The organism is Paenibacillus sp. FSL K6-1122 (assembly GCF_037977015.1).
GTDB classification, from domain to species: domain Bacteria; phylum Bacillota; class Bacilli; order Paenibacillales; family Paenibacillaceae; genus Paenibacillus; species Paenibacillus amylolyticus.
Genome location: NZ_CP150272.1, coordinates 4,255,621 through 4,277,953 on the forward strand (window position 1 = coordinate 4,255,621; position 22,333 = coordinate 4,277,953).

Here is a 22,333-nt window from a genome sequence, read left to right on the forward strand (position 1 = left end):
AGGCACATTGCGAGGCTCGTTACCACCCATTTTTCAATATTTAAGAAGAAAGAGGGCTTACGCCCTCTTCACCGCGCCTTCTGGCGCATATGATACCTTAGGTTATCAAATACAGGCGTCAAACTCACAGCTCATCGTCGAGCAGATCGGGATCGAGATCGTCATAATCTCCATCGGCACTGCCAAAGTCATAGTCCTTGTCTTCGTAATCACCGCAACCATCTGTGCAGACCTTCACACAAACTTTGGTTTCGGCAACGAGTTCCACAGCGAATTCCCGTTCTACCCGGATAATTACACTGCTTCCACCTGCTGATACTGTGGCTTCCACACAGCTAGGTTCCTGCGTTGCATCCGCAGATACCTCCACTGTGGAAGTCCGGTGTTTCGGGTCCAGATAGGACAAAGGCACATGTTCTACATACGAGACCGTTTCTTTGGCTACATCCGTCTGAGAATTCTTGTCGTAGGAATACCAAATGTTGATATCGTAAGTACCAATAACTTCAATTCCGTCACCCGCTGATACGGCTTCATATTGGTGGTTGATAATCCAAGCCCCCAAAATACTTGTCGGACCATTTGGCGGAGTCACGGTATGTGTTACGGTAGAGAACTTACGACCTTTGCCGCAGATCGCCTTCGTGATAATCTCTCTACATTGATGTTTATGACTCAATGACATCTTTAAACCTCCTCCATACAATCATTCACTACAAGTGTATGCAGGGCATTCGTCTAGGGTGACAACTATTTTCTATTATTCGTTTGTAGATTGGGACCGGTCCGAGATTGGGGACGGCGCTTTGTCCTTCTTCGCGACTTTCAGATACAGCGCGAGTTCACGGCACAGCTGGAGAATTGCGGAACGAATCTCGAATTCTTCCCTTGTATCCGGCAGCTCCATACGTTTGAATTCTTCTTGCACATCTGCAAGAAGTTTTTCAGTTCGTCCGGTGTAGGATTCAGTAAGTACATCCTGACTAAGCTGATCGAACAGTTCCGATACCATTTCTGCATGTGGCATCTTCTGATAGATCTGGGATACGAGATGCATCATGTGCTGGATGGAGTCCAACTGCGTTTTGCGCATATAAAAGTAGACACTCCATTCCTCATTCGGATGAATCACCTGATTCTCCAGAGACCGCTTGGCAGCATCAATACCGCCAAGGATCGCTTTATCTGCTTCAATCAGCTCTCTCCCCGCCCATGCTTCATTGGGATTACGCAGCGTGGCCGCAAATTCCTTGAAAATCTTCGAGAAGAGTTCATCGATTCGTTTGCGAATGCGCAGCATCTGTGGATCTGCTGCCGGCATATAGGCCAGGTTAACCGCCATTGCGGAACCAAGACCAATTAACAGCAAAGCAATTTGTACGAGGACGACATGCACGTCCATCTCCCCGCCGCCGAACACCCGAAACACCACAACAGAACCTGTAACAATACCTTCTTTGAAGCCTACCCGGACAATAGCCGGGAATGCGATCAATATGTATACCGCCAGCACCCAATAATGGAAGCCTAGAAAGTGAAAAAGTACACTTGCAAATAAAAGTCCAACTACGGAAGCAAAGAACCGCGCCGATATGGTGCGAATACTTCGTTTTCTCGTTACATCCACGCCAAGAATGGCAAGCAATCCCGCTGATGTTGGTCCCGGCAAGCGACACCAGTCTGCAATCAATACAGCCATTAATGCGGCGATTGCAGTTTTAATTACCCTAAAACCCATTTAACATTCCATCTCCTCTAAGCTGCAAAAAAATTCTTAGCCAGCTCGTCGCCTCATTCATTTATCATGACTAGTATGTCTCATCCAAATGTAAACTAGACGACATCAACCGACATGCGCATGCATGCCGGTCACAGCAACACGCCCCGAATGAGGGACGCTGGCAAGTTAGATCGTTGCGACAGAACCTCAAGGCCCTCTTCTCCAATCATCGCATTCATTCCGGATCTGCGCGGAATAATCATACTAAATATGGTACTTGATTTTACGGTATCGGGCAACGTGACACCCCTTGTGAAATTGTATACATATCATACCCGGTCACATTACGAGTAAAACACTTCCAAATCACCTGCGGCCAGCCAGCATCTTGCGTTCTGCATAGACAACAAGTTGGTACATGGCTGTTGCAACTGCAGCAATAATTAACAGACTCGATAATACAAGTGTGAAGTTGAATACCTGGAATCCGTAGATAATGAGATAACCGAGGCCCTGTTTGGCGACCAGAAACTCACCCACAATTACACCCACCCAAGCCATGCCAACGTTCACTTTCAAGGTGGATACAATCGCCGGAAAAGAAGCAGGTAATACAACTTTTGTAAAAATCTCGGAACGGTCTCCACCAAACGTACGAATGACTTTAATATAATTGGGATCCACTTCATTGAAGCTGTTATACACCACCAGTGTCGTGATAATGACCGTGATAGACAATGTGGTCATAACAATCGCTGTAAAACCCGCGCCGAACATCACAATAAAGATCGGGCCAAGTGCTACCTTTGGCATACTGTTAAACACAACCATATAGGGGTCCAGCACCTTGGACAAAAAAGGAGACCACCAAATTAAAACCGCAAGCAAGGTTCCCACCAGTGTTCCCAATAAAAAACCAACTGCCGTTTCCCCTACGGTTACCCCAACATGTGCCCACAACTCGCCACTAGCGATGTCCTTGCCAATCTGGGCAAAAACCTTACTCGGATAACTGAATAACAGTACATCAATCCAACGGAGTCTGCCTGCCACTTCCCATAGCAAAAACATACATACTAACATAGATAACTGTACGGCAAGCACTTGATGTCGCCATCTGGCCACCTGCTGAATATGATTCCGATGCAGCTGCCCCATCCATTCGTCACGCTTTTCCTGCTTCGGATTCATTGGATTCACGCGTCTTCCTCACCTCCCCCGGACTGATCCAGTTCACTCCACAATGCCTGAAACAACGCATTAAATCCTTCTTGCTCCCTGGCATGAAACGGCTGAGATTTACGAATTCCATCGGGAATGATAAATTCACGACGGATGCGGCCCGGATTGCGATCCAGTACAATGACGCGGTCACTGACCGCAATGGCTTCAGACAAATCATGGGTGACGAGAACAGATGTTTTGCCAAACTGTTTTAACGTGTCCGAGACCAGATCCTCCAATTGCAGCTTGGTTTGATAATCAAGTGCTGAGAATGGTTCATCCAACAATAAAATCCCCGGATCGGTTGCCAGCGTGCGCACCAGGGCTACTCGCTGTCTCATGCCTCCTGAAAGCTCTGAAGGGTACTGATTCTCCGTTCCGGCCAACCCCATACTTACCAGCAGTTCCCGTACACGCTCACGGCTCCGTTCATCCAGTCTGCCTGTCAGTTCAAGACCGATTAATGCATTATCCAGAATGGTCCGCCACGGAAACAGATAGTCCTGTTGAAGCATATAACCAATCTGTGCTGAGGGGCCGCCAACTAGTTTGCCTTTAACCTTAACCTCTCCTCGGGTGGGTGTGAGCAGCCCGGCGATGATCGACAACAATGTCGTTTTACCGCATCCACTCGGTCCAACCAGACTGACGAACTCTCCTTTTTGGATCTCCAGACTCAAGTCCTCAAGCACCAAGGAAGCTTCCCGCTCGCTGACGTATACTTGAGAGATCCCCTCCAGTCGGATCACACTTTCGGATTCAGGCATTCTGCTCACTTCCTTTCCTGAATACCCCATTACTTTGATTTCGTAGCTTCTTCCGCATAGGCATTATCCACAATGGCATTCAAATCCACACGTTCTTTCAACTCTCCGGCGGCACTCATGACATCAAGCAGATTGTTCCACTCTTCCTCATCAATGATCGGATCCGTTGCATAGCTGCCCTGTTCCTTATAACGGTTCACACTACTTACCAAAATGGCTGGATCGATGTCTTTGAAAAAAGGAGAAATGACTTCAGCAATCTCTTCAGCCGTATGGGAATCCACCCATGCCTGCGCTTTGTGTAGACCATTCGTAAACTTCTGTACGATATCCTTATTGTCGTGAAGATAACTCTGTTTCGTCATGAAGACGGTGTAAGGCAGAAGACCACCTTCTGTGCCAAACGATGCAACAACCTTACCCCGACCTTCTTGTTCAAAGATGGATGCCTGGGGTTCAAACAGTTGAACATAATCTCCCGTGCCTGAGGCGAAAGCAGACGCAATGTTGGCAAAGTCCACATTTTGAATCAGCTCCAGATCACTTTGAGGATCAATGCCATGTTTGTTCAGTGCGAACTCCCCTGCCATTTGCGGCATGCCGCCTTTGCGTTGACCGAGAAATGTGGAATCCCTCAGTTGCTCCCAATCGAAGCTACCTTCTGTGTTACGAGCGAACAGAAATGTACCATCCGTCTGGGTGAGCTGGGCAAAGTTAATGACCGGATCTTCCGCTCCCTGTTGATAGACATATATGGACGTCTCCGCCCCTACCAGTGCGATATCCACCGAACCTGCGAGTAATGCCGCCATCGTTTTGTCACCACCAGCAGTCGTTTGAATATCCACCTCAAGTCCCTGCTCTTCAAAAAAACCTTGAGCCACAGCCACATACTCCGGTGCATAAAATACCGAACGAGTCACTTCGCCAATCGTAATCTTGGCTTCATTCTCTTCCTTATTACAGCTGGTGAGCGCCACAATGATAATCAGCAGAATAACGATGCCCCGGACGAACCATGGCGTGTATTTCATGTTGTTTCCCTCCTTCACTGGTTTCAGCAGTTTCTCTCTATTATGGATATGCCGATGCCCAACAAAAGGTTAAGAACTTAAATGCAAAAAAGAGCCGGGCAATGTTGCCCGACTCTTCAGCTCTTCGAAATGTTATTCAGTATGTTATTTACGGGGATACCTACAGCTTGTAAATCTCGGCATATTTGGCTTCCAGATAATCAGCCAGATAATCCGGGTTCAATTCTTCACCCGTTATGGCAACAATTAATTCGGAAGGTGTGCGACTTCTACCATACCGGTAGATCTTGTCTGTAAGCCATTCCTTAATTGGAATCAGATTACCTTCGGCAATGAGGGTATCAAACTCCGGCATTTCCTTGCGCAATGTATGTAGAATTTGAGCTGCATACATATTACCCAGAGAATACGAAGCAAAGTAACCAAAGTCACCACCAGACCAGTGAACATCCTGAAGAACACCGTCTCCATCATTCGTTGGCATAATACCTAGGTATTCCTTGTATTTTGCATTCCAGGTCTCTGGCAGGTCTTTCACTTCCAGACCATCGTTGAATAACATTTTCTCGATCTCATATCGGATAATAATATGCAGGTTATAGGTCAGTTCATCCGCTTCAATCCGAATGAGTGAACTCTCCACCCGGTTGATTGCACGATAGAAATCTTCCAGTTCAACCTCGCTCAGTTGCGGGAAATGCTGCTGCAAATCTTTGTAATAACGTGTCCAGAATGGCAGGCTGCGACCAATCATGTTTTCCCAAAGACGGGACTGGGACTCATGAATCCCCATGGACGTTCCTTCGGCAAAAAGGGTACCCGCCAGACTGTCATCAATATTTTGCTCGTACAGGGCATGTCCGCCCTCATGTAGTGAACTGAAGACTGCGCTTGCTACATCATCTTGCAGATAATGTGTTGTGATCCGCACATCACCCGGGTTAAGACCCGTTGCAAAAGGATGAACACTCTCGTCCAATCGTCCAGCTTCAAAGTCATAGCCCATTTGTTCCAAGATGAACAGACTGAATTTTTCCTGCTGTTTGGTGTCAAACAACTGATTCAGGAACTCTGTATTTGGCTTGTTTTCTGAAGCATTAATCTTCTCTTGCAAAGGCACCAAACGTGCTTTGAGGCGGGCGAACACAGCGTCCACTTTCTCAACCGTCAGATCCGGTTCATACATATCAAGCAGCGTATCATAACGTGTATCCTTCACACCCCAATAATCAATAAACTCCTGTTTGAGCTTAACGATATCTGTGAGATAAGGTGAGAATCCTGCAAAATCACTGTTATGCTTGGCATCTTCCCATGCCGTTTCGGACTTGGCCGTGAGCACCGTATATGCTTGTACTTTCTCAGGTGGTACGGATTGACTGCGATCATATTCTTTCTTGCAATCTTCAACCAGACGACGATCTATATCTTCGAGCTGTTCCAATACTGCTGGAGTCGTTAATGCATCCAGGTAAGTCTTCATGTCAGCCGAGGTTTGCAGCTTGAATGCTTCGGTGGACAACATACCCAGCGTCTCCGAACGAGTCGGAACGCCTTTTTTCGGCGCACCTGTGCGCAGATCCCAGTGAAGCAAACCAATGGCTTCATGATAGCTCTTAATTTTACGAGCCAGATTACGGAAGGATTCCAAATGTTCCTGTGTTTGTTTATCCATTGTTATCGTTCACCTCTTCAAAAAAAATGTTATACCCTATTGATGATACTTTTTGCATTGCGTATAATCAACTTTTAACAGATGAAAATTGCATTGTTCTCCTAAAGATACGTGTTCAAAAAGTCTGGTTTTCATTACCGAGAAGATAGAAATGGCGTTCAACTTCGATGCTGATGATGCCCTCAGGCATGATTCGTAATCAAAAGTGGACTTTTTGAACAACCTCTAAAGGGTTGGAGTAATGCCATCTGCTGACCGTGAAATACTATTAAAGCAAAGGCGTGTAGGACAAGCTGCATCATATGCAAGTGGCCGTGCTCGTCGTATTGGATAACAGGAGGCAATGGACATGAACAACATTCAAGAGATTTTGACTTACAACAAATCATTTGTCGAGACTAAAGAATACGAAAAGTATACGGCTGGCAAGTTTCCAACCAAAAAGATGGTTATCATCACTTGTATGGATACACGTCTGGTGGAATTGCTGCCCAAGGCCATGAACCTGAAAAACGGTGATGTGAAAATCATCAAAAACGCAGGCGCAATTATCTCTCAGCCTTTCGGGAGTGTAATGCGTAGTGTACTTGTCGCCATCTATGAACTGGGTGCAGATGAAGTCCTGGTAGTGGGGCATACGGAATGTGGTATGGCTTCCCTTCACGCTGAGACCATGATTGGACATATGGTTGAGCGTGGCGTATCGGAAGAAGTCATGACAACCCTGGAGAACTCTGGCATCCGTTTGCAAAAATGGTTGCGCGGGTTTGACAGCGTCGAAGAAGGGGTAAAACATACTGTGGAAGTGATCAAGAAGCATCCTTTACTTCCTCCCAATGTACCCGTCCACGGCATGGTTATCGATTCTGCCACAGGTGAGCTTGATCTTGTCGCTGAGGGGTATGGACAACAGGCATCTCTCTAAATGGTTTGGAGTGCGGACCTTATGGTTCGCACTTTTTTTGTCTAAATTAAGGCAGTTGTTCTGTCAGGTTGTCAAACCATACAGTTTCAGTGTACACTTTTTATGAAAGCGGTCAAAGAAAGTAAAAACGATTGTTCTCTCTGACCTAGCCCTAATATTAAGGAGACATGTGCATGAACATACTTTCCTACGGATTACTCGGGCTGCTTACCCGCGAGGAGTCATCGGGCTATGATCTGATGCTGAAAATCCAGCCTCATTGGCAGGCGAAACACAGCCAGATCTATCCACTCCTGTCCAAGATGGAAAACGATGAGTTATTGGCCTCCCGCTGGGTACAACAGTCTGACAAACCGGACAAGAAAATGTACGCAGTTACGGAAAAAGGCATTGAAAAGCTCTTGGAATGGATGATTACTCCTGTTACCGCACCGGTTACACGCGATGAATTTAATTTGCGTATTTTGTGTGTTGGCATAGCGGAAGACGGAAGCATGAGACGCATTCTTAACGAGCGTAAAAGCTGGTTTATGGAACGCATACGTTATTTCGAGGATCTGAAGTCACGTATACCTCAGGATAATCTTCGTGTAGGCAACCGAGATTTTGGAAGCTACATCCTGGTACAAAAAGGGTTAATGCACGCACAAACAGGCCTGGAATGGTGTCATTGGGTTACCCAATTGCTTGATGGCCAAGCTGCAATTCAAGACCCAAGTCCAAGCGTTTCAGAAATTTAATAAAATTTGAAACGTTCCTGCAAGTTGACCGTATTACATGAGTAAGGCCCATTTTTGGGCGATTCAAACAAATTAATCGGGGGGTTACGATCTTTACAATGAAGAAAAAATTCGGAGTTAAACATCTAATGATGGTATTTATGGCCTTTACATTATTGTTCGCAACAGTGGGAGTAACGAATCCGGATTCTGCGGATGCAAGACGTGGTGGCGGATTCAAATCCGGTACGAAAAGTTATAGCAATACACCTAAGAAATCCGACAGCAATGTAAGCAAATCGAATACGAATAACAACTCCAGCAATGGAGCAGCTACAACGAACCGTGGCGGATTCTTCGGCGGCGGTGGCGGATTCATGAAAGGCATGATGCTTGGTGGTCTTGCTGGTATGATGTTTGGCGGATTGTTCGGTGGCATGGGCGCTCTGGGTAACATCCTTGGATTGCTCGTGAACGTTGCAGCAATTATGTTGATTGTTATGCTGGCTATGGCACTCTTCAGAGCCATCTCCAATCGTCGCAAACCTGCAGCGGATGGTCGTTATGACCGTCGCAATGATCGTGATGATGACCGTAACAGAAACGGACGGTACTAGTCTCTATGGTTCTGAGCATGGATGAAATTGTGAATGCAATCTGTATTCATATGGCAGAACGTAAGGGTGTACGTCCAACCGATGTGAATGTAGAACTGAGTTGGGAAGAAGATACAGGTTACTCCGCTGAAGTTTGGATTCAAGGCCGTAGTCAATATCTGGTGGAGTCCAATATGATTGAAGCGATTCTTCGTTACCTGCACAGTGAATACAACATCCGGGCGTACCGTGAGAATGTACGACTTGATCTGGATGAAGAAATCACAGCGATCGTTAATCAATAAGATAGGTCACTCACTGGCCTGATATACGAAAGACCGCCTCCCCTCTGTCCTGACAGAGATGGAAGGCGGTCTTTTTGTTTCTGTATTTGTAGCTTTATTTGTGTGTCTATTATAGTCTCTATACGTCTCTGTGTTACGTTCTAATTCTTGGAAACTACGATTGTAGTTTAACCAGGCTGTAGTTCTTCTTACCTTTACGGATAATGATGAATTTACCGCCAATGGCATGCTCTGCCGACACTGTGAATTCAAGCTCCGTGATTTTCTCACCGTTCATGGAGATAGCGCCTTTAGTGACATCCTCACGGGCCTGGCGTTTGGATGGCTCCAACCCCAGATCTACGAGCCAGTCGACGATATTTTTCGCTTCCCCGTCCGTTTCGAATGTTGGCATTTCCTTGAAACCCTGCTCGATTTCATCTGCTGTCAGGGAACGGATATCACCACTGAACAGCGCCGCTGTAATACGTTTAGCCTGTTCGAGCATTTCTTCGCCGTGAACGAATTTTGTCATTTCTTCCGCGAGTGCTTTCTGTGCTTCACGTCTGTGCGGCTCTGTCTCTACCTTTTCAGCCAAAGCTTCGATTTGTTCTTTGCTGAGGAAAGTAAAGTATTTCAAGTATTTAATGACATCACGGTCATCTGTATTCGCCCAGAACTGGTAGAACTCAAATGGTGTTGTTTTGTTCGGGTCAAGCCAGATTGCGCCGCCAGCTGTTTTACCGAATTTCGTACCGTCTGATTTGAGCATGAGTGGAATGGTCAGACCGTAAGCCTTCGCTTCAGATCCTTCTTTTTTACGAATCAGATCGAGACCACTTGTGATGTTACCCCATTGATCCGAACCACCGATTTGAAGCTGTACATCTTCGTTCTGGAACAGGTGCAGGTAGTCGAGTGATTGAAGGATCTGGTAGGAAAACTCGGTGAACGAGATTCCGCCTTCCAGTCTGCTCGCAACCACATCCTTAGCCAACATTGTGTTAAGGTTAAAGTTTTTGCCGTAGTCACGCAAGAATTCAATCACATTGATTTTGTGTGTCCAATCGTAGTTGTTCACCATGCGAACCTGATTATCACCGTCTGTTACAAACAACTTCTTCATCTGCGCTGTCAGTGCATCCACATTCTCCTGCACTTGCTCCATCGTTTGCAAAGAACGTTCTGCCTGCCGACCACTTGGATCACCAATTGTTCCTGTAGCTCCACCTATCAAAATAACCGGACGGTGTCCTGCCAGTTGAAAACGTTTCAGCATCATGAATGGAATGAGATGTCCGATATGCATGCTGTCCCCCGTAGGGTCAACGCCGCAGTACAATGAGATTGATTTGGTTTCAGTCAACTCACGCAGTCCCTCTGCATCTGTCTGCTGGTTAATGGCGTCACGCCACTGTAGTTCATCAATAATATTCATCATGTGTATAACCCCTTTTCTATCCTCAAGATTCAGTCATGATCAACGTTAAATTACGAAATTACACGCTGGAACGGCTTTTTTGGACACAAAAAAATCGCCTCCTTGTCTTCATTAAGACACAGGGACGATTATCATAACCGTGGTACCACCCATATTGCATGGACAACACGTGACCTTAACACGTTATCCATACCACTTTTGGCAATATATCGTTTGCCCATCCGCTTAGCATTACCCAAGTACTCCAGAGTGTAATTCGCAGCCCTTGTATGTATCAGGTTCCATCAACCCCTGACTTTCTGTAACAGGGACAAAGCCGCTACTGCGCTCTATCAACGTGATTCATGTATTCAATTTATAGCAAGTATAGCCGAACGTTTCAGTCATTGCAAGACCAAGTATTAATCTTCGAACAGAACAACGGATGCATAGTTGAAACCAGATTATATGATCATCATGTTCAATTTTCCGTGATAATAACCATAAGCTTTCTCCGCGATCTGATCCTCATTGTTCCAAAACTGCTGATCCAGCGCATCTAACTGCTGCTCTTGTTCCTTTGTCAGGAATTTAGGAATATCCCACAGTTCGGTAAGCCTTTCATCCTCTTTCAAGTGCTCAATGCAGCCGTATGCTGACGTTATAATCTCCACGACTTGAGTCGCATCAATGATATGTAATGCCCGCAACGCGTAACGGTACACCTCTTCCCCCCAGTTACAGAAAAACTGTATAAAACCGCCATTAAAGATATCCGCCTCTAACAACCATAAAGCTGCAATGTCCTGCTCGTTCGAAGTCAACGATGCCCAGCCCTGTTCAGATTCATTCTTTTTTTCGACAAATAACACAGCATAGTCATACCATACGTCATTAATATCTTGCTCGCTCATGTAACACACCTCACTTTTCTTTATGCCATGCCCTCTAACTCCTGACGTTTACCCGTCTGATGCCAATGTAAATACGGATCACCGATCTGCTGGAAGGCTTCCAGGACACCCCTGTTCAGGTCCTTCATCACTTCATTTGTATAGTTCAAATGCGTCTCTTTATTATCCACGCCATGTCGTTCCAACAACCCTACATGCGTCGCGGTGAAAATAATATCCTCCAGCAACCAATAGATGACTTCATCCGGCTGTTTCACCCGTTTCTCCAATGAGACGAGACCACGTTCGTATATTCGAACGATATACTCATCTTCTCCACTCTCTACATAGGGCACCCCATCCCATTTAAAGCTCTCAAACAAGCGGTTAACATAGTTCTGCATCTGTTCCCTAGGGAAAGATGTACGCTCTAAAAGCTGTAAAAGGATGTCTGCCAATTGTTCTTTGCTTAACATGTTGGACATGAATGCACCTGCCTCTGCAAAAGTAAAACTCTACTTCTCTGATTATTGCATGATAATCTCCAAATTCAATAAAAACGTTGAATTCTAACGTTCATGACAGAATAAAAAAATGAAAAAGCTGCCCAAGGCAGCCTCTTCATATTTATTCCTACTGTTCAATCAGGTCCCACAAAAAGTCTGATACGAAGTATTACATTGTGCAGGTAGTTCGGCATATTCAGCCTGTTCAGGTGAGTGTGCAAACGGATCTGAAAGAACTGCCAAAAGCTTCTCCATCACGCTAAGGTCTCCGTGATTCTCCGCTTGCTCAAGGGCTTCCTCGACCCGATGATTTCGGGGAATGACCGCTGGATTGTTTGTTCTCATCAACTGTCGAGAGACTTCCTTCTCCTCTTGCTGTCTGTCCAATCTTGCTTGCCACCGCTCATGCCATTCAGCAAATTCTGGCGTGCCAAACAAAGCTGTCCCTTCCAATGTATCAAAGGTCAAAGCCAGGAACGTATTGGTGTAATCTGCACTATGCTTCTCCATAAGTTCAAGAAGCTCCTTGATCAATGCTTCATCTTCGGCCTCTTCATCCAACAAGCCCAGTTTGGCACGCATTCCCTTGAGCCAATGATGATGGTACAATTCAGAAAATTGTGCGATAGCATCCTGAGCGAGTTGCACGGCCTGTTCTTCATCTTCATGCAACAACGGCAGAAGCGTCTCGGCAAAACGAGCCAAATTCCACCCGGCAATATACGGTTGATTACCATAAGCATAGCGACCTTGTCTGTCAATGGAGCTAAATACGGTCGACGGATTGTAAGCATCCATAAAGGCGCATGGACCATAATCGATGGTCTCACCACTGATCGCCATGTTATCCGTGTTCATCACGCCATGAATGAAACCAACACGCTGCCATTGGGCTATGAGAGCCGCCTGCCGTTTAATCACTTCCTGAAGGAACAAAAGATAGCGATTTTCGGCTTGGGCAACCTCAGGGAAATGTCGATTCAACGTGTAATCAGCCAACGCCCGAAGATCTTCAATAGACCCCCATCTTGCTGCGTACTGAAAGGTTGCTACCCGGATATGACTGGAAGCCACCCGGGTCAATACGGCACCTGGCCGCTCTGTTTCGCGGATAATGTTTTCTCCTGTTGATACCACAGCCAGACTGCGTGTCGTTGGGATACCCAGTGCATACATCGCTTCACTAATAATATACTCTCGCAACATGGGCCCTACAGCAGCACGTCCATCTCCTCCACGAGAGTACGGTGTTCTCCCTGAACCTTTCAGCTGGATATCCACTCGCTCGCCCTGTGGCGTAATCTGTTCACCCAACAGCAAAGCTCGTCCATCTCCAAGCATGTTAAAATTGCCGAATTGATGCCCTGCGTAGGCTTGAGCTAAAGGCTCGGCCCCTTCCGGAATCAGGTTACCTGCAAAAATTTCCGCTCCTTCATCACTGTCAAGAGACTCCACATCCAGACCCAAGCTGGATGCAAGCAGTCTATTGAAAATAATCAGCTTTGGTGATTCAACAGGCACTGCGCCCTGACTTGTAAAAAAGGGTTGCGGCAACTGCGCATAACTATTCTCCAAGTTCCAACCTTTGTTCAACGTTTCTTGTTGCATGGTGATCACAACTCCTTTTCTGTACCAGGGATATCCCTTGGTTATATTGTAGCCTTGTGAACCAATGCTCATTTATGTAGTCGCATGGAAATTCAATTCAAGAGGTTGTTGACTTAAACGAACATCTAAAATGTTCTTGATGAAACTTTAGCATATTTGCATGCCTTTTGCATTCCTCATGAATCGTAAGCACCAAAAAATCCAAGAGGTTTCTTTGCCAAGTGGGGTCATTCTCTTGCATTCCACTTCCCAGAAAACCATCTTGGATCCATTCCACTTACTACTAGATGACACGTCTGTTATTACAAGGATTACGTGTGTGCTTCTTGAGCCTGTACAGGCTGTACTGGTAAGCTCTCTTTTTTCAAAGCGAGGTTAAAGAAGACATTAAGCAGGATCGCTGACAGGCTTCCCGTGATAATACCATCGCTAACAATAATCCGAATACTTTGAGGAAGCTGGGCAAACAGGTCGGGTACAGCAGTAACACCGAGGCCAAGTGAAACGGAGCAAGCCACGATCAATAGATTGGATTGTTTGCCAAAATCGACGTTTTGCAGCAGTTTGATCCCGGATGAGACGACCATTCCAAACAGGACAACAGTCGCTCCTCCGAGGACAGCACTTGGAATAATGGTTGCAAAAGCAGCTACCTTCGGAATGAGTCCCAGAAAGACCAGAATACCTCCGGCTGCAACAACAACATTGGTCGTTTTCACTTTGGAGAGCTGAACCAAACCGACATTCTGAGCAAATGTATTATATGGAAAAGCATTAAAGATGCCGCCCAGAACAAACGCGAGACCTTCTGCACGATATCCCCGTGCCAGATCTTTTTCGTTGATCGGTTGATCACAGATTTTGCTCAAAGCCATAAATACACCTGTAGATTCGATGATAACCACCGTACCTACAATAATCATTGTAATGATTGGGCCGATTTCAAAGGTAGGCCATCCAAAGTAAAAGGGTTGAGGTAAATGGAACCAGGAGGCTTCCTGTACAGAGGCAAAATTCACTTTTCCCATGATGGCTGCGATGAGGGTTCCCACAATAATACCAAGGAGAACAGCCAGGGATTTTACAAAACCGCGAGCATATCGATTCAGGATTAGAATGAACAGTAATACACCAAAGGAAAGCGCCAAATTGTCCAAACTTCCGAAATTCTCGCTGTTTGCTCCACCCGCCATGTTTTTAATGCCGGTTGGGATTAGCGCAAGACCGATGATGGTTACCACTGTACCGATCACAACTGGCGGAAACAATTTGACGATTTTGCTGAAAAATACGGCAAAGATGACGATAAATAACCCGGCTGCGATGATCGACCCATATATGGCAGGAATTCCGTATTGCGATCCAATCGCAATCATGGGTGTCACCGCTACAAAAGAGCTTCCGAGCACCGCTGGCAAACCTATACCCAGATACTTCCCTTTTCGCGCCTGAAGCCATGTTGCAATTCCACACGTTAACAGGTCAATGGATACCAGATACGCCAACTGCTCTGCAGTCAGATTTAGTGCTCTGCCCACAAGCAAAGGCACCAGAATTGCTCCCGCATACATCGCGAGTACGTGCTGAATTCCCAGTGAAAAAACTCTCATCTTTTTGGTTTCTTTCATCCCACGTTGCCCCCCTGAAATTAGAATCAACAGAACCGCTGCAAAATCATGTTATGTTGATTCACATTATATAAACTATTCAAGGAAGTTCCATGATTCATAACATAGAATTGTGATAAGAGATAAAGAGCCCAACTAAAATTGGGCGTGTTATACAAAAGGTACTCTCAAACCATTTATATCGTGTTATATTAGTTGACATAGAGAAACGAAAATACTCTTTAACTCAGAAGAAAAGAAACATGAACTTTGGATTTAACTTCAGTGATTCATGTAAATGCATAATGTTTGAACATCATTTCTTTCATATTCTCAGCTTGTCGAGTTAAGAGGTTTGATGTTAAAACGTTGCTCCATTACCTCTCCGTTCTGGTGAACCCTCTCCGTAAAAAACACTTCTTCTCTGTTCATCAGAACAGCAGATGAAGCTCTGGTCCCATAGTCGAATTTTTCACTTTTTACGAAAATGGGAGAAAGCAAACGTTCCCACTCCAATGGAACACCTGTATGAGGCAGAAGTTCATCCACTGAAGGGTCTGCCATTTGCAGCAAACCTAATATTTGTTCTGTCAGGGTAGCTTTGTCCTCCCCTTGGATGATTTTCTCCAGCCCTTCTTTTCCACGTTTCACCTTGGGCCAATCTGTATTAATCAAGTGATTACTAATCCCGTATATTCCCGGTTCCAATTTCATCACAACATTACCTACATTAGAATAATAATAGAGGTCGTCAGGATCACCCACTAACAAATTGTAGCCAGGATAATCATTTTGACTTTGCTCCGCATGTTGCATATATTGCTCAGGTGTGGACGTTCCCTTTAAAAAATCAGCAACCAGATCTCCTCTTGAGCCTTTGGCATGTGCATCTTCATTCGGATCACGATAATTCGTGATAGCAGCCAGACGCCCCTCTGTGGTTACGCCCATCCAGGTTCCCATTTTCGACAAATCCCGGCCAGCCAATATATGAGGATGATCTTCCCAATAGTGTGCTTGAGCCGTAGGTCTGTGATAGAATTCATCCCTATTTGATCCCAATATAAGCGGATACTTTGGATGCATGTTATAAGCAAATAAAATTAAACACATGGGAATCTTCAACTCCTATATTCGTTAAACCTCTGATTTCGCGCCTTTATATAGCATAGTCAACTACAATTACATCTTCCACCCAACCATCGAGGGAAGCTACAAATGCCTGATGAGCAGGATGTGGACCATAGGCGCGCAATGCCTCCTGATCTTCAAACGTCACTCTCAATCCAATCGTGTAACCTTGGATACGATCCGTTTCTTCCGTTGCATTGATCCCTGCGGTCAGCCCGACAATCCCCGGGATTTGTTCCTGTAACGTGAGCAATTGATCCACCCATTCCTGCTGTTTAGCTAGTGTGGTTTTATCGTTAAATTTAAAAACAACCAAATGTTCAAACATCTTGTTATTCCTCCCATATCCATCCGAATATTAATGCAATTTCGTTAAATAAAGTTAATTCAACAATTCCAATCCACCCATCATATAAGGGACCACTCTGTTGGCTAATTCAGCCGGAGATTCCTGCCCGCCTTCAATATTCCATCGATACGTCATTCCATAGATCGACCAACTTAGTGTGGTTGCCGTAATTTTCAGCGTTTTGGGATCTACATCACCCGCTACTTTGCTCAATAATTCAAGAAGGAATTGCTCCAGTTGAGTCTTGATGTTCTCTTCAATAATTGGTGCAACTGTCTCATATTTTTTGATGCAACCATTACTTGAGACGTGATAATCACATAATGAAAATATAAGCTGCTGTATGGTTTCGGCTGATAACCGGGCATCCGGGTCCACTCTTTTCGTCACATATTCCATAAAAGCATCCGCTAAAAAGGCTTCAAGCAGTGCATATTTATCCTGAAAATGGGCGTAGAATGTAGCCCTGTTAATTGTGGCTTGTTCTGTAATGTTTTGAATCGTAATGCTGTTGAAATTTTTAATATTCAATTGGTTTATAAACGCATCAAGAATTAATTGACGCGTGCGGATTACACGCGGATCATTCGAGTTTGGAGACAATACACCAGACATGTCCCAATCCTCCTTTGTACACAAAATATTTGGTTAGACTCCTTCATTATAGATAAGTGTTAATTGTTCAACAAGTGAAAGTAAGTGCAAAGACACCATACAATAATCCGTGTCTTTCGCTTAAGCAACAAAATGCTTCGATTGTTGGTTGAGCATGCCTATACACCTTGTTAAGATTGCACTTGTACCCGCTTGAAGGTGCATAATAATGGAGGTGCTTAGTTTGAGTAATCAACAACATAACGTTATTTCTACGGAGCTTCTGTTCCAACCATACACTGTTCAAAAGTTAACCCTATCCTCGCGCATCGTCATGTCCCCCATGGCTCGTGCCTTCTCCCCGGATGGTGTGCCAGGTCCCGATGTAGCTGCATATTATCGCCGTCGTGCCGAGCATGGTGTTGGACTCATTATTACAGAGGGTGCAACGATTGAGCATCCGTCCGCATCAAGTGAGCCTAGGCTCCCTCATATGTATGGAGAAGCAGCTCTTCACGGCTGGGCTGAAGTAGTCAAACAAGTCCATGAAGCTGGCGGCAAGATTTTCCCGCAAATTCTGCACTTGGGTATTACCCGCCCTTCTGGATCTCAACCTCACCCAGAAGCTGAATCTCTTAGTCCATCGGGAGTTGATATGGAAGGTACTCAAGTAGGTGCGCCCATGACGGAGGCAGAGATCGCAACTGTGATTCAAGCTTATGCAGATGCAGCAGCCAATGCACAAAGCATTGGTTTTGACGGAATTGAGCTTCACGGTGCACACGGTTTTCTGATCGATCAATTTTTCTGGAAAACAACGAATAGGAGAACAGACCGCTATGGCGGTGACCTACAGAAACGAACTCAATTCGCGGTTGAAGTTGTAATGGCAGTTCGTGCTGCGGTAGGTCCTGATTTCCCTATCGCGATGCGGATTTCCCAATGGAAGATGAATGATTATCAAGCCAGACTGTTCGACACCCAAGAACAACTGGAACAATTCCTTCATTTGCTGGTTGACGCAGGTGTAGATATCTTCCACTGCTCGACACGACGCTTCTGGGAGCCCGAGTTTGAAGGATCTGAGCTTGGATTTGCAGGCTGGGTGCGAAAGCTAAGTGGTCAAACCACCATTACCGTCGGTTCTGTGGGTATGCCAGATGAGCCTGAAGCAGGAGCAGATAAAACAACACATCCAGGTATGAGCGAGCTTATGAAGCGTTTCGATCAACAGGAATTTGATCTGGTGGCTGTGGGACGTGCACTCCTTGGCGATCCGGCATGGGCTGCCAAAATACGTGAAGGACGCGTATCCGAGATTCAAGCTTTTACACCTGAAGTACTCGCTACGTTACACTAAGAACAATACCTTATTGTTCCAGAGATTTTTTCTCCCCTATATATAGGTTTGAACTCATGAATCAACTATACTTAGCAAAGGGCTCGCTTTCCCTCCGGGATTGCGGGTATTTTGTTTTTAGAGATATCTGTCCGATCAAACACTTCGAGCAATAGCAATATTGTTCAAGAAAATTCCTTCTTTGCAACCTATAATGATCTTAACTTACCAGAAAGAAGGTGCATCATGACACGGGAAATCCGGACTGTAGTATTTGATACCGACTTACAGCTAGAAGCTTATCAATTTGAAGGCATTATGCAGAAGTTTCCCAATCATTTTCATGACTATTACGTCATTGGATTCATTGAACAAGGCAAGCGACACCTCGTCTGCAACAACGAAGAATACATGCTGAATAGCGGAGATATGATTGTCTTTAATCCACATGATCCTCATGCCTGCGAACAGGTCGATGGAAGAACCCTCGATTATCGCTGTATCAATGTCCAGCCTGAGGTTATGCGAGAGTATGCGAGTGAGATTACTGGACAAGCTTACTTGCCACGGTTTACATCCCCCGTTCTCTACCAAAGTGAACTTGTGGGTTCCCTGCACGAGCTGCATCAGATGATTCTGGAAGAGCAATCCGATTTTTGCAAAGAAGAATTGTTACTCTTACTACTGGATCAATTGCTGCGAGATTATTCGGATGCTGAACCACCTGTTTCCACACAGGATGTGACCTTGGAGATCAGACGCATATGTGATTACATAGAAGCTCATTACATGGAGAGCATCTCGCTGAACGAGTTAGCCGATTTGACGGAGATGAGCAAGTACCACCTGCTGCGTTTATTCACCCGCCAGAAAGGAATATCACCTTACCGTTATCTGGAGACGATTCGCATTAATCAAGCCAAACGTCTGCTGGAACAAGGTCTGCTTCCGATTGAAGTAGCCGCACAGACAGGATTCAGTGACCAGAGCCATTTCACGAATTTTTTCAAAAAACTGATCGGCCTGACACCTAAGCAATATAGACGTATCTTCAATCATGATTCGGAGTTGAAACGAACCTCCACTAACATCGTATGACAAGTCATCTTGATCATCAAAACACTAGAGCCTCTACCGGACATTTACTCGCTTTGTTTACTATACTGATCTGGGGAACTACCTTTGTCTCGACCAAAGTTCTGCTGATTGACTTTACTCCAGTGGAGATTCTATTTTTCCGTTTCCTGATCGGGTATTTGGTACTGTTATTGATCTATCCACGTTCACTGCGGATCGCCTCATTCAGAGAAGAATGGTTATTTATTGGAGCAGGACTATGTGGGGTGACGTTATATTTTCTTATTGAAAATATTGCTCTGGTGTACACAACAGCTTCCAACGTGGGTGTTATTGTCTCCATTGCCCCGTTCTTCACTGCCGTGCTCGCACACTTCTTCTTAGATGGCGAGAAGTTAACTCGCCGCTTTATCATCGGATTCGGGATTGCCTTGAGCGGCATAACACTCATCGCACTGAACGGCAGCTTCATTCTGCAACTGAATCCGATAGGTGATCTGCTTGCTTTCATAGCACCTGCGGTATGGGCGATCTACTCTGTGTTAATGCGGAAAATTGGCGAGCTTCGTTATCACACCATTGGCGCGACTCGCAAAGTATTCTTCTATGGCCTGATCTTCATGCTACCAGCTCTATTCCTGTTTGAATTCCATTGGGAACTCGGACGTTTCACGAACATGACCAATCTCTCCAATATTCTCTACCTCGGTCTGGGTGCCTCCGCGTTGTGTTTCGTGACCTGGAACCGGGCCGTGAATCTTCTCGGAGCTATCAAAACGAGCGTATATATCTATCTGGTGCCCGTCATTACTGTTGTGTCATCTGCACTGATTCTTCAAGAGCAGATAACCTGGGTAATTGTACTCGGTGCGTTCTTAACCCTATTTGGCTCTTACATTTCAGAGCAAAAAGGACATAAGCTTAACAACAAAAACACTAATCCGCATAGGGGTTAGTGTTTGCTTCATTTTTCACTGATATAACTGGACATCGTGTGTGACCACCGTTGACATGAGCAGAAGTCATTCATTTTATCTCATTTAATTGAGACAGCAGAATCTCCAGTTCCTCTTGCTCCAGATGACGCCATTGTCCCCGCTCCAGTTGATCCAGCGTAATATTCATAATTCGCACGCGCTCCAGCTTCAGGACTCGGTACCCCAAGGCTTTGCACATTCTGCGGATCTGCAGGTTGAGACCCTGTGTCAGAATAATACGAAATACATTGTCACTTTGCCTATACACTTCGCAGGGCTTGGTCACCACGTCCAGAATTTCAACGCCATCAGACATGGACTTTACGAATTCGTCAGTTATGGGTTTGTCTACAGTCACTACATATTCTTTATCATGATTATGCTCCGAACGCATCATCTTGTTCACAATGCCTCCGTCATTCGTAAGCAAAATCAACCCCTCAGATGCCTTATCCAGCCTGCCTATCGCAAATATGCGAGAAGGATAATTCATATATTGAATGATGTTCCCCTTCACATGTTCTGCTGCTGTGCAGACAATACCGATGGGTTTGTTCAAAGCAATGTAGACAGGTTCGCTGTCATTACGAGGAATCTCCTTACCATCAATAAGTACCACATCACGAGGTTCAACTTCCGCCCCTTTTTCACATACCCTGCCATTGATCGTTATTCGTCCGGCCGCAATTAAACGGTTCGTTTCCCTGCGGGAGCAGAATCCCGTTTCACTTATGTATTTGTTAATTAACATGTGTCACCGCTTCTCATCTATAGTATTGCCACTGGTGCTTAGAGTGCTGGTACGTTCATTCGCTTCGTGCAATCAGTTAGTACCTTGTACTGATTTTCATTCCACATCATCTCATTTATACTGAAACGAAGCAATGATTGGTTATATAAAAACACATACAACGTTACATAGGAAAGCCAAATTACACTCTGGAAGGAGTTTCTCATGTACAAAGTTACTCGATTTACAGTTGACCCCGATGATCCAAACCAAGACTCTGGCATGTGGATTGGTGGAGAAACTGCATACGTTTCCGACTGGCCACTCAACCCTGAGGGGCAGCCTTTATTACATCTGTTCTCCATCAATTGCAATACACTTTCACAGCAGGTCCATATCCCTTCTTTACCACAAGATAAATATATCTCGGTCTTCTCGACCTACTCCGCTTCCGAATACTTTCTGGATCAGGTAACCTATACGGGAGATGAGCTGGAATGGCACGAGAATATTGTTGCCGGATGCACTTATGTCTCGGTATCTTCGCATCCACTCACTTCCGTATGTCCCGTTCCACCCATTCCGTTAAGCGGCGTACGTTTGATTGAAATGGAGTTAGACGATCAGGCGTTTCCTGCATTTTCATTTTTCTCTCCCACTTTACCAAACGGTGTGAAAGGAATTGACCATTTGCTAGAGGAACATCAACTGGTGTGTCAAATATATTCCGGAGATTTTCCTGAGCCTTATCGGGATATATTGGGTCTTCCCGATGCAAACGGTTATTTATTTTTGCGAAGTGGTCCCGCGTCTGCGCACGCACCATTCGATGGAATTTTCTTTGTGCAAACTGCTTAATGGTGATACGTTGAGGTCAGGTATCATCATATAAAACGGCTAATCAGAACGTTTCCCGTCTACTCAGACAGGGAACGTTTTTTTATATATGCACGTTTTACTATTCTCGATCAATACAGATGCCAAACCCTGTTAAAAGGTCATATGGATTGGATCATATTTATTCTTTCGACACGAAATCGTTTTAGAAAAAACTTAGCACAAGAAATATTTCTTTTCATCAAAATTTAACATTATTTTACAATAAAAAGCATGTACATTTGGACAATTATGGTATAAGTTATACATTAAATAAACATT

The 22,333-nt window shown here is 45.1% G+C and carries 23 protein-coding genes and 1 other annotated feature; of the genes, 8 read left to right on the forward strand and 15 right to left on the reverse strand.

Annotated elements, in window-relative coordinates; translation table 11 throughout:
• Positions 1 to 124: 124 nt before the first annotated feature.
• The 6 genes from NSQ20_RS19165 to NSQ20_RS19190 all read right to left on the reverse strand — a co-directional run bounded on the left by NSQ20_RS19165 (position 125) and on the right by NSQ20_RS19190 (position 6,420).
• On the reverse strand, positions 125 to 685 hold the full coding sequence (locus tag NSQ20_RS19165; RefSeq protein WP_017687912.1) for an outer spore coat protein CotE: 561 nt from the start codon (positions 683 to 685) through the stop codon (positions 125 to 127).
• Between the two features lie 75 nt (positions 686 to 760).
• Positions 761 to 1,738 carry an aromatic acid exporter family protein gene (locus tag NSQ20_RS19170; protein WP_036613548.1) on the reverse strand — a complete coding sequence of 326 codons (978 nt, stop codon included), beginning with the start codon at positions 1,736 to 1,738 and terminating at the stop codon, positions 761 to 763.
• A gap of 348 nt (positions 1,739 to 2,086) precedes the next feature.
• Positions 2,087 to 2,911, reverse strand: a complete 825-nt coding sequence (locus tag NSQ20_RS19175; protein WP_074096946.1) for an ABC transporter permease — start codon at positions 2,909 to 2,911, stop codon at positions 2,087 to 2,089.
• A 5-nt stretch (positions 2,912 to 2,916) separates the two neighbouring features.
• Positions 2,917 to 3,711, reverse strand: a complete 795-nt coding sequence (locus tag NSQ20_RS19180; protein WP_047843426.1) for an ABC transporter ATP-binding protein — start codon at positions 3,709 to 3,711, stop codon at positions 2,917 to 2,919.
• A gap of 29 nt (positions 3,712 to 3,740) precedes the next feature.
• Positions 3,741 to 4,745, reverse strand: a complete 1,005-nt coding sequence (locus NSQ20_RS19185) for an ABC transporter substrate-binding protein (RefSeq protein WP_076328512.1) — start codon at positions 4,743 to 4,745, stop codon at positions 3,741 to 3,743.
• Positions 4,746 to 4,905: 160 nt separating this feature from the next.
• Entirely contained in the window at positions 4,906 to 6,420 is a 1,515-nt protein-coding gene (locus tag NSQ20_RS19190) for a carboxypeptidase M32 (protein WP_340030605.1), read from the reverse strand.
• A 349-nt stretch (positions 6,421 to 6,769) separates the two neighbouring features.
• Between NSQ20_RS19190 and NSQ20_RS19195 the strand changes: the two genes are divergently transcribed.
• The 4 genes from NSQ20_RS19195 (at position 6,770) to NSQ20_RS19210 (ending at position 8,965) form a co-directional block, all read left to right on the forward strand.
• A complete protein-coding gene (locus tag NSQ20_RS19195) occupies positions 6,770 to 7,345 on the forward strand; it encodes a carbonic anhydrase (protein ID WP_036613541.1) in 576 nt (191 codons plus the stop codon).
• Between the two features lie 173 nt (positions 7,346 to 7,518).
• A complete protein-coding gene (locus NSQ20_RS19200; protein WP_036613540.1) occupies positions 7,519 to 8,085 on the forward strand; it encodes a PadR family transcriptional regulator in 567 nt (188 codons plus the stop codon).
• A gap of 98 nt (positions 8,086 to 8,183) precedes the next feature.
• Positions 8,184 to 8,681 carry a hypothetical protein gene (locus NSQ20_RS19205; protein WP_036613538.1) on the forward strand — a complete coding sequence of 166 codons (498 nt, stop codon included), beginning with the start codon at positions 8,184 to 8,186 and terminating at the stop codon, positions 8,679 to 8,681.
• Between the two features lie 5 nt (positions 8,682 to 8,686).
• Positions 8,687 to 8,965, forward strand: a complete 279-nt coding sequence (locus NSQ20_RS19210) for a YxcD family protein (protein ID WP_017687903.1) — start codon at positions 8,687 to 8,689, stop codon at positions 8,963 to 8,965.
• Positions 8,966 to 9,119: 154 nt separating this feature from the next.
• Here the strand turns inward: NSQ20_RS19210 and tyrS are convergent, their stop codons facing one another.
• The 8 genes from tyrS to NSQ20_RS19250 form a co-directional block, all read right to left on the reverse strand.
• Positions 9,120 to 10,382 carry a tyrosine--tRNA ligase gene (gene tyrS, locus NSQ20_RS19215; RefSeq protein ID WP_036672932.1) on the reverse strand — a complete coding sequence of 421 codons (1,263 nt, stop codon included), beginning with the start codon at positions 10,380 to 10,382 and terminating at the stop codon, positions 9,120 to 9,122.
• 120 nt (positions 10,383 to 10,502) lie between these two features.
• Positions 10,503 to 10,730 (reverse strand) — a binding site (T-box leader).
• A 98-nt stretch (positions 10,731 to 10,828) separates the two neighbouring features.
• Positions 10,829 to 11,278, reverse strand: a complete 450-nt coding sequence (locus NSQ20_RS19220; RefSeq protein ID WP_340030606.1) for a DUF4375 domain-containing protein — start codon at positions 11,276 to 11,278, stop codon at positions 10,829 to 10,831.
• Between the two features lie 20 nt (positions 11,279 to 11,298).
• Positions 11,299 to 11,742 (reverse strand): Imm63 family immunity protein, encoded by a 444-nt coding sequence (locus tag NSQ20_RS19225; protein ID WP_340030607.1) that lies wholly within the window; start codon positions 11,740 to 11,742, stop codon positions 11,299 to 11,301.
• Between the two features lie 159 nt (positions 11,743 to 11,901).
• Positions 11,902 to 13,371 carry a YdiU family protein gene (locus tag NSQ20_RS19230; RefSeq protein WP_047843431.1) on the reverse strand — a complete coding sequence of 490 codons (1,470 nt, stop codon included), beginning with the start codon at positions 13,369 to 13,371 and terminating at the stop codon, positions 11,902 to 11,904.
• Positions 13,372 to 13,682: 311 nt separating this feature from the next.
• Positions 13,683 to 14,999, reverse strand: a complete 1,317-nt coding sequence (locus NSQ20_RS19235; RefSeq protein ID WP_340030609.1) for a nucleobase:cation symporter-2 family protein — start codon at positions 14,997 to 14,999, stop codon at positions 13,683 to 13,685.
• 312 nt (positions 15,000 to 15,311) lie between these two features.
• Positions 15,312 to 16,091, reverse strand: a complete 780-nt coding sequence (locus NSQ20_RS19240; protein ID WP_340030610.1) for an NRDE family protein — start codon at positions 16,089 to 16,091, stop codon at positions 15,312 to 15,314.
• 46 nt (positions 16,092 to 16,137) lie between these two features.
• Positions 16,138 to 16,437, reverse strand: a complete 300-nt coding sequence (locus NSQ20_RS19245) for a Dabb family protein (RefSeq protein ID WP_076250139.1) — start codon at positions 16,435 to 16,437, stop codon at positions 16,138 to 16,140.
• Between the two features lie 54 nt (positions 16,438 to 16,491).
• A complete protein-coding gene (locus tag NSQ20_RS19250; RefSeq protein WP_340029148.1) occupies positions 16,492 to 17,073 on the reverse strand; it encodes a TetR/AcrR family transcriptional regulator in 582 nt (193 codons plus the stop codon).
• A gap of 223 nt (positions 17,074 to 17,296) precedes the next feature.
• Between NSQ20_RS19250 and NSQ20_RS19255 the strand changes: the two genes are divergently transcribed.
• The 3 genes from NSQ20_RS19255 to NSQ20_RS19265 all read left to right on the forward strand — a co-directional run bounded on the left by NSQ20_RS19255 (position 17,297) and on the right by NSQ20_RS19265 (position 20,424).
• Complete coding sequence (locus tag NSQ20_RS19255; RefSeq protein ID WP_340017716.1) at positions 17,297 to 18,412, forward strand: NADH:flavin oxidoreductase; 1,116 nt, start codon at positions 17,297 to 17,299, stop codon at positions 18,410 to 18,412.
• A 225-nt stretch (positions 18,413 to 18,637) separates the two neighbouring features.
• On the forward strand, positions 18,638 to 19,489 hold the full coding sequence (locus tag NSQ20_RS19260) for an AraC family transcriptional regulator (RefSeq protein WP_340017717.1): 852 nt from the start codon (positions 18,638 to 18,640) through the stop codon (positions 19,487 to 19,489).
• Positions 19,486 to 20,424 (forward strand): DMT family transporter, encoded by a 939-nt coding sequence (locus NSQ20_RS19265; RefSeq protein WP_340030611.1) that lies wholly within the window; start codon positions 19,486 to 19,488, stop codon positions 20,422 to 20,424. The genes NSQ20_RS19260 and NSQ20_RS19265 overlap by 4 nt, the downstream gene beginning before the upstream one ends.
• 70 nt (positions 20,425 to 20,494) lie before the next feature.
• On the opposite strand, the gene NSQ20_RS19270 is transcribed toward NSQ20_RS19265, so the two are convergent.
• Complete coding sequence (locus NSQ20_RS19270) at positions 20,495 to 21,196, reverse strand: pseudouridine synthase (RefSeq protein ID WP_340030612.1); 702 nt, start codon at positions 21,194 to 21,196, stop codon at positions 20,495 to 20,497.
• A gap of 204 nt (positions 21,197 to 21,400) precedes the next feature.
• Here NSQ20_RS19270 and NSQ20_RS19275 point away from each other — a divergent pair, with 204 nt between their 5' ends.
• Positions 21,401 to 22,033, forward strand: coding sequence for a DUF1963 domain-containing protein (locus tag NSQ20_RS19275; protein WP_340030613.1), 633 nt, complete (start codon positions 21,401 to 21,403; stop codon positions 22,031 to 22,033).
• Positions 22,034 to 22,333 lie beyond the last annotated feature (300 nt).

Bases quoted from the DNA above. Each gene is read 5' to 3' on its own strand.
- NSQ20_RS19180 (WP_047843426.1), bottom strand. From the start codon at position 3,711: ATGCCTGAATCCGAAAGTGTGATCCGACTGGAGGGGATCTCTCAAGTA.
- NSQ20_RS19225 (WP_340030607.1), bottom strand. From the start codon at position 11,742: ATGTCCAACATGTTAAGCAAAGAACAATTGGCAGACATCCTTTTACAG.
- NSQ20_RS19260 (WP_340017717.1), top strand. From the start codon at position 18,638: ATGACACGGGAAATCCGGACTGTAGTATTTGATACCGACTTACAGCTA.
- NSQ20_RS19190 (WP_340030605.1), bottom strand. From the start codon at position 6,420: ATGGATAAACAAACACAGGAACATTTGGAATCCTTCCGTAATCTGGCT.
- NSQ20_RS19245 (WP_076250139.1), bottom strand. From the start codon at position 16,437: ATGTTTGAACATTTGGTTGTTTTTAAATTTAACGATAAAACCACACTA.
- NSQ20_RS19275 (WP_340030613.1), top strand. From the start codon at position 21,401: ATGTACAAAGTTACTCGATTTACAGTTGACCCCGATGATCCAAACCAA.
- NSQ20_RS19165 (WP_017687912.1), bottom strand. From the start codon at position 685: ATGTCATTGAGTCATAAACATCAATGTAGAGAGATTATCACGAAGGCG.
- tyrS (WP_036672932.1), bottom strand. From the start codon at position 10,382: ATGAATATTATTGATGAACTACAGTGGCGTGACGCCATTAACCAGCAG.
- NSQ20_RS19250 (WP_340029148.1), bottom strand. From the start codon at position 17,073: ATGTCTGGTGTATTGTCTCCAAACTCGAATGATCCGCGTGTAATCCGC.
- NSQ20_RS19170 (WP_036613548.1), bottom strand. From the start codon at position 1,738: ATGGGTTTTAGGGTAATTAAAACTGCAATCGCCGCATTAATGGCTGTA.
- NSQ20_RS19230 (WP_047843431.1), bottom strand. From the start codon at position 13,371: ATGCAACAAGAAACGTTGAACAAAGGTTGGAACTTGGAGAATAGTTAT.
- NSQ20_RS19200 (WP_036613540.1), top strand. From the start codon at position 7,519: ATGAACATACTTTCCTACGGATTACTCGGGCTGCTTACCCGCGAGGAG.
- NSQ20_RS19240 (WP_340030610.1), bottom strand. From the start codon at position 16,091: ATGTGTTTAATTTTATTTGCTTATAACATGCATCCAAAGTATCCGCTT.
- NSQ20_RS19270 (WP_340030612.1), bottom strand. From the start codon at position 21,196: ATGTTAATTAACAAATACATAAGTGAAACGGGATTCTGCTCCCGCAGG.
- NSQ20_RS19210 (WP_017687903.1), top strand. From the start codon at position 8,687: ATGGTTCTGAGCATGGATGAAATTGTGAATGCAATCTGTATTCATATG.
- NSQ20_RS19195 (WP_036613541.1), top strand. From the start codon at position 6,770: ATGAACAACATTCAAGAGATTTTGACTTACAACAAATCATTTGTCGAG.
- NSQ20_RS19175 (WP_074096946.1), bottom strand. From the start codon at position 2,911: ATGAATCCGAAGCAGGAAAAGCGTGACGAATGGATGGGGCAGCTGCAT.
- NSQ20_RS19185 (WP_076328512.1), bottom strand. From the start codon at position 4,745: ATGAAATACACGCCATGGTTCGTCCGGGGCATCGTTATTCTGCTGATT.
- NSQ20_RS19220 (WP_340030606.1), bottom strand. From the start codon at position 11,278: ATGAGCGAGCAAGATATTAATGACGTATGGTATGACTATGCTGTGTTA.
- NSQ20_RS19265 (WP_340030611.1), top strand. From the start codon at position 19,486: ATGACAAGTCATCTTGATCATCAAAACACTAGAGCCTCTACCGGACAT.
- NSQ20_RS19235 (WP_340030609.1), bottom strand. From the start codon at position 14,999: ATGAAAGAAACCAAAAAGATGAGAGTTTTTTCACTGGGAATTCAGCAC.
- NSQ20_RS19205 (WP_036613538.1), top strand. From the start codon at position 8,184: ATGAAGAAAAAATTCGGAGTTAAACATCTAATGATGGTATTTATGGCC.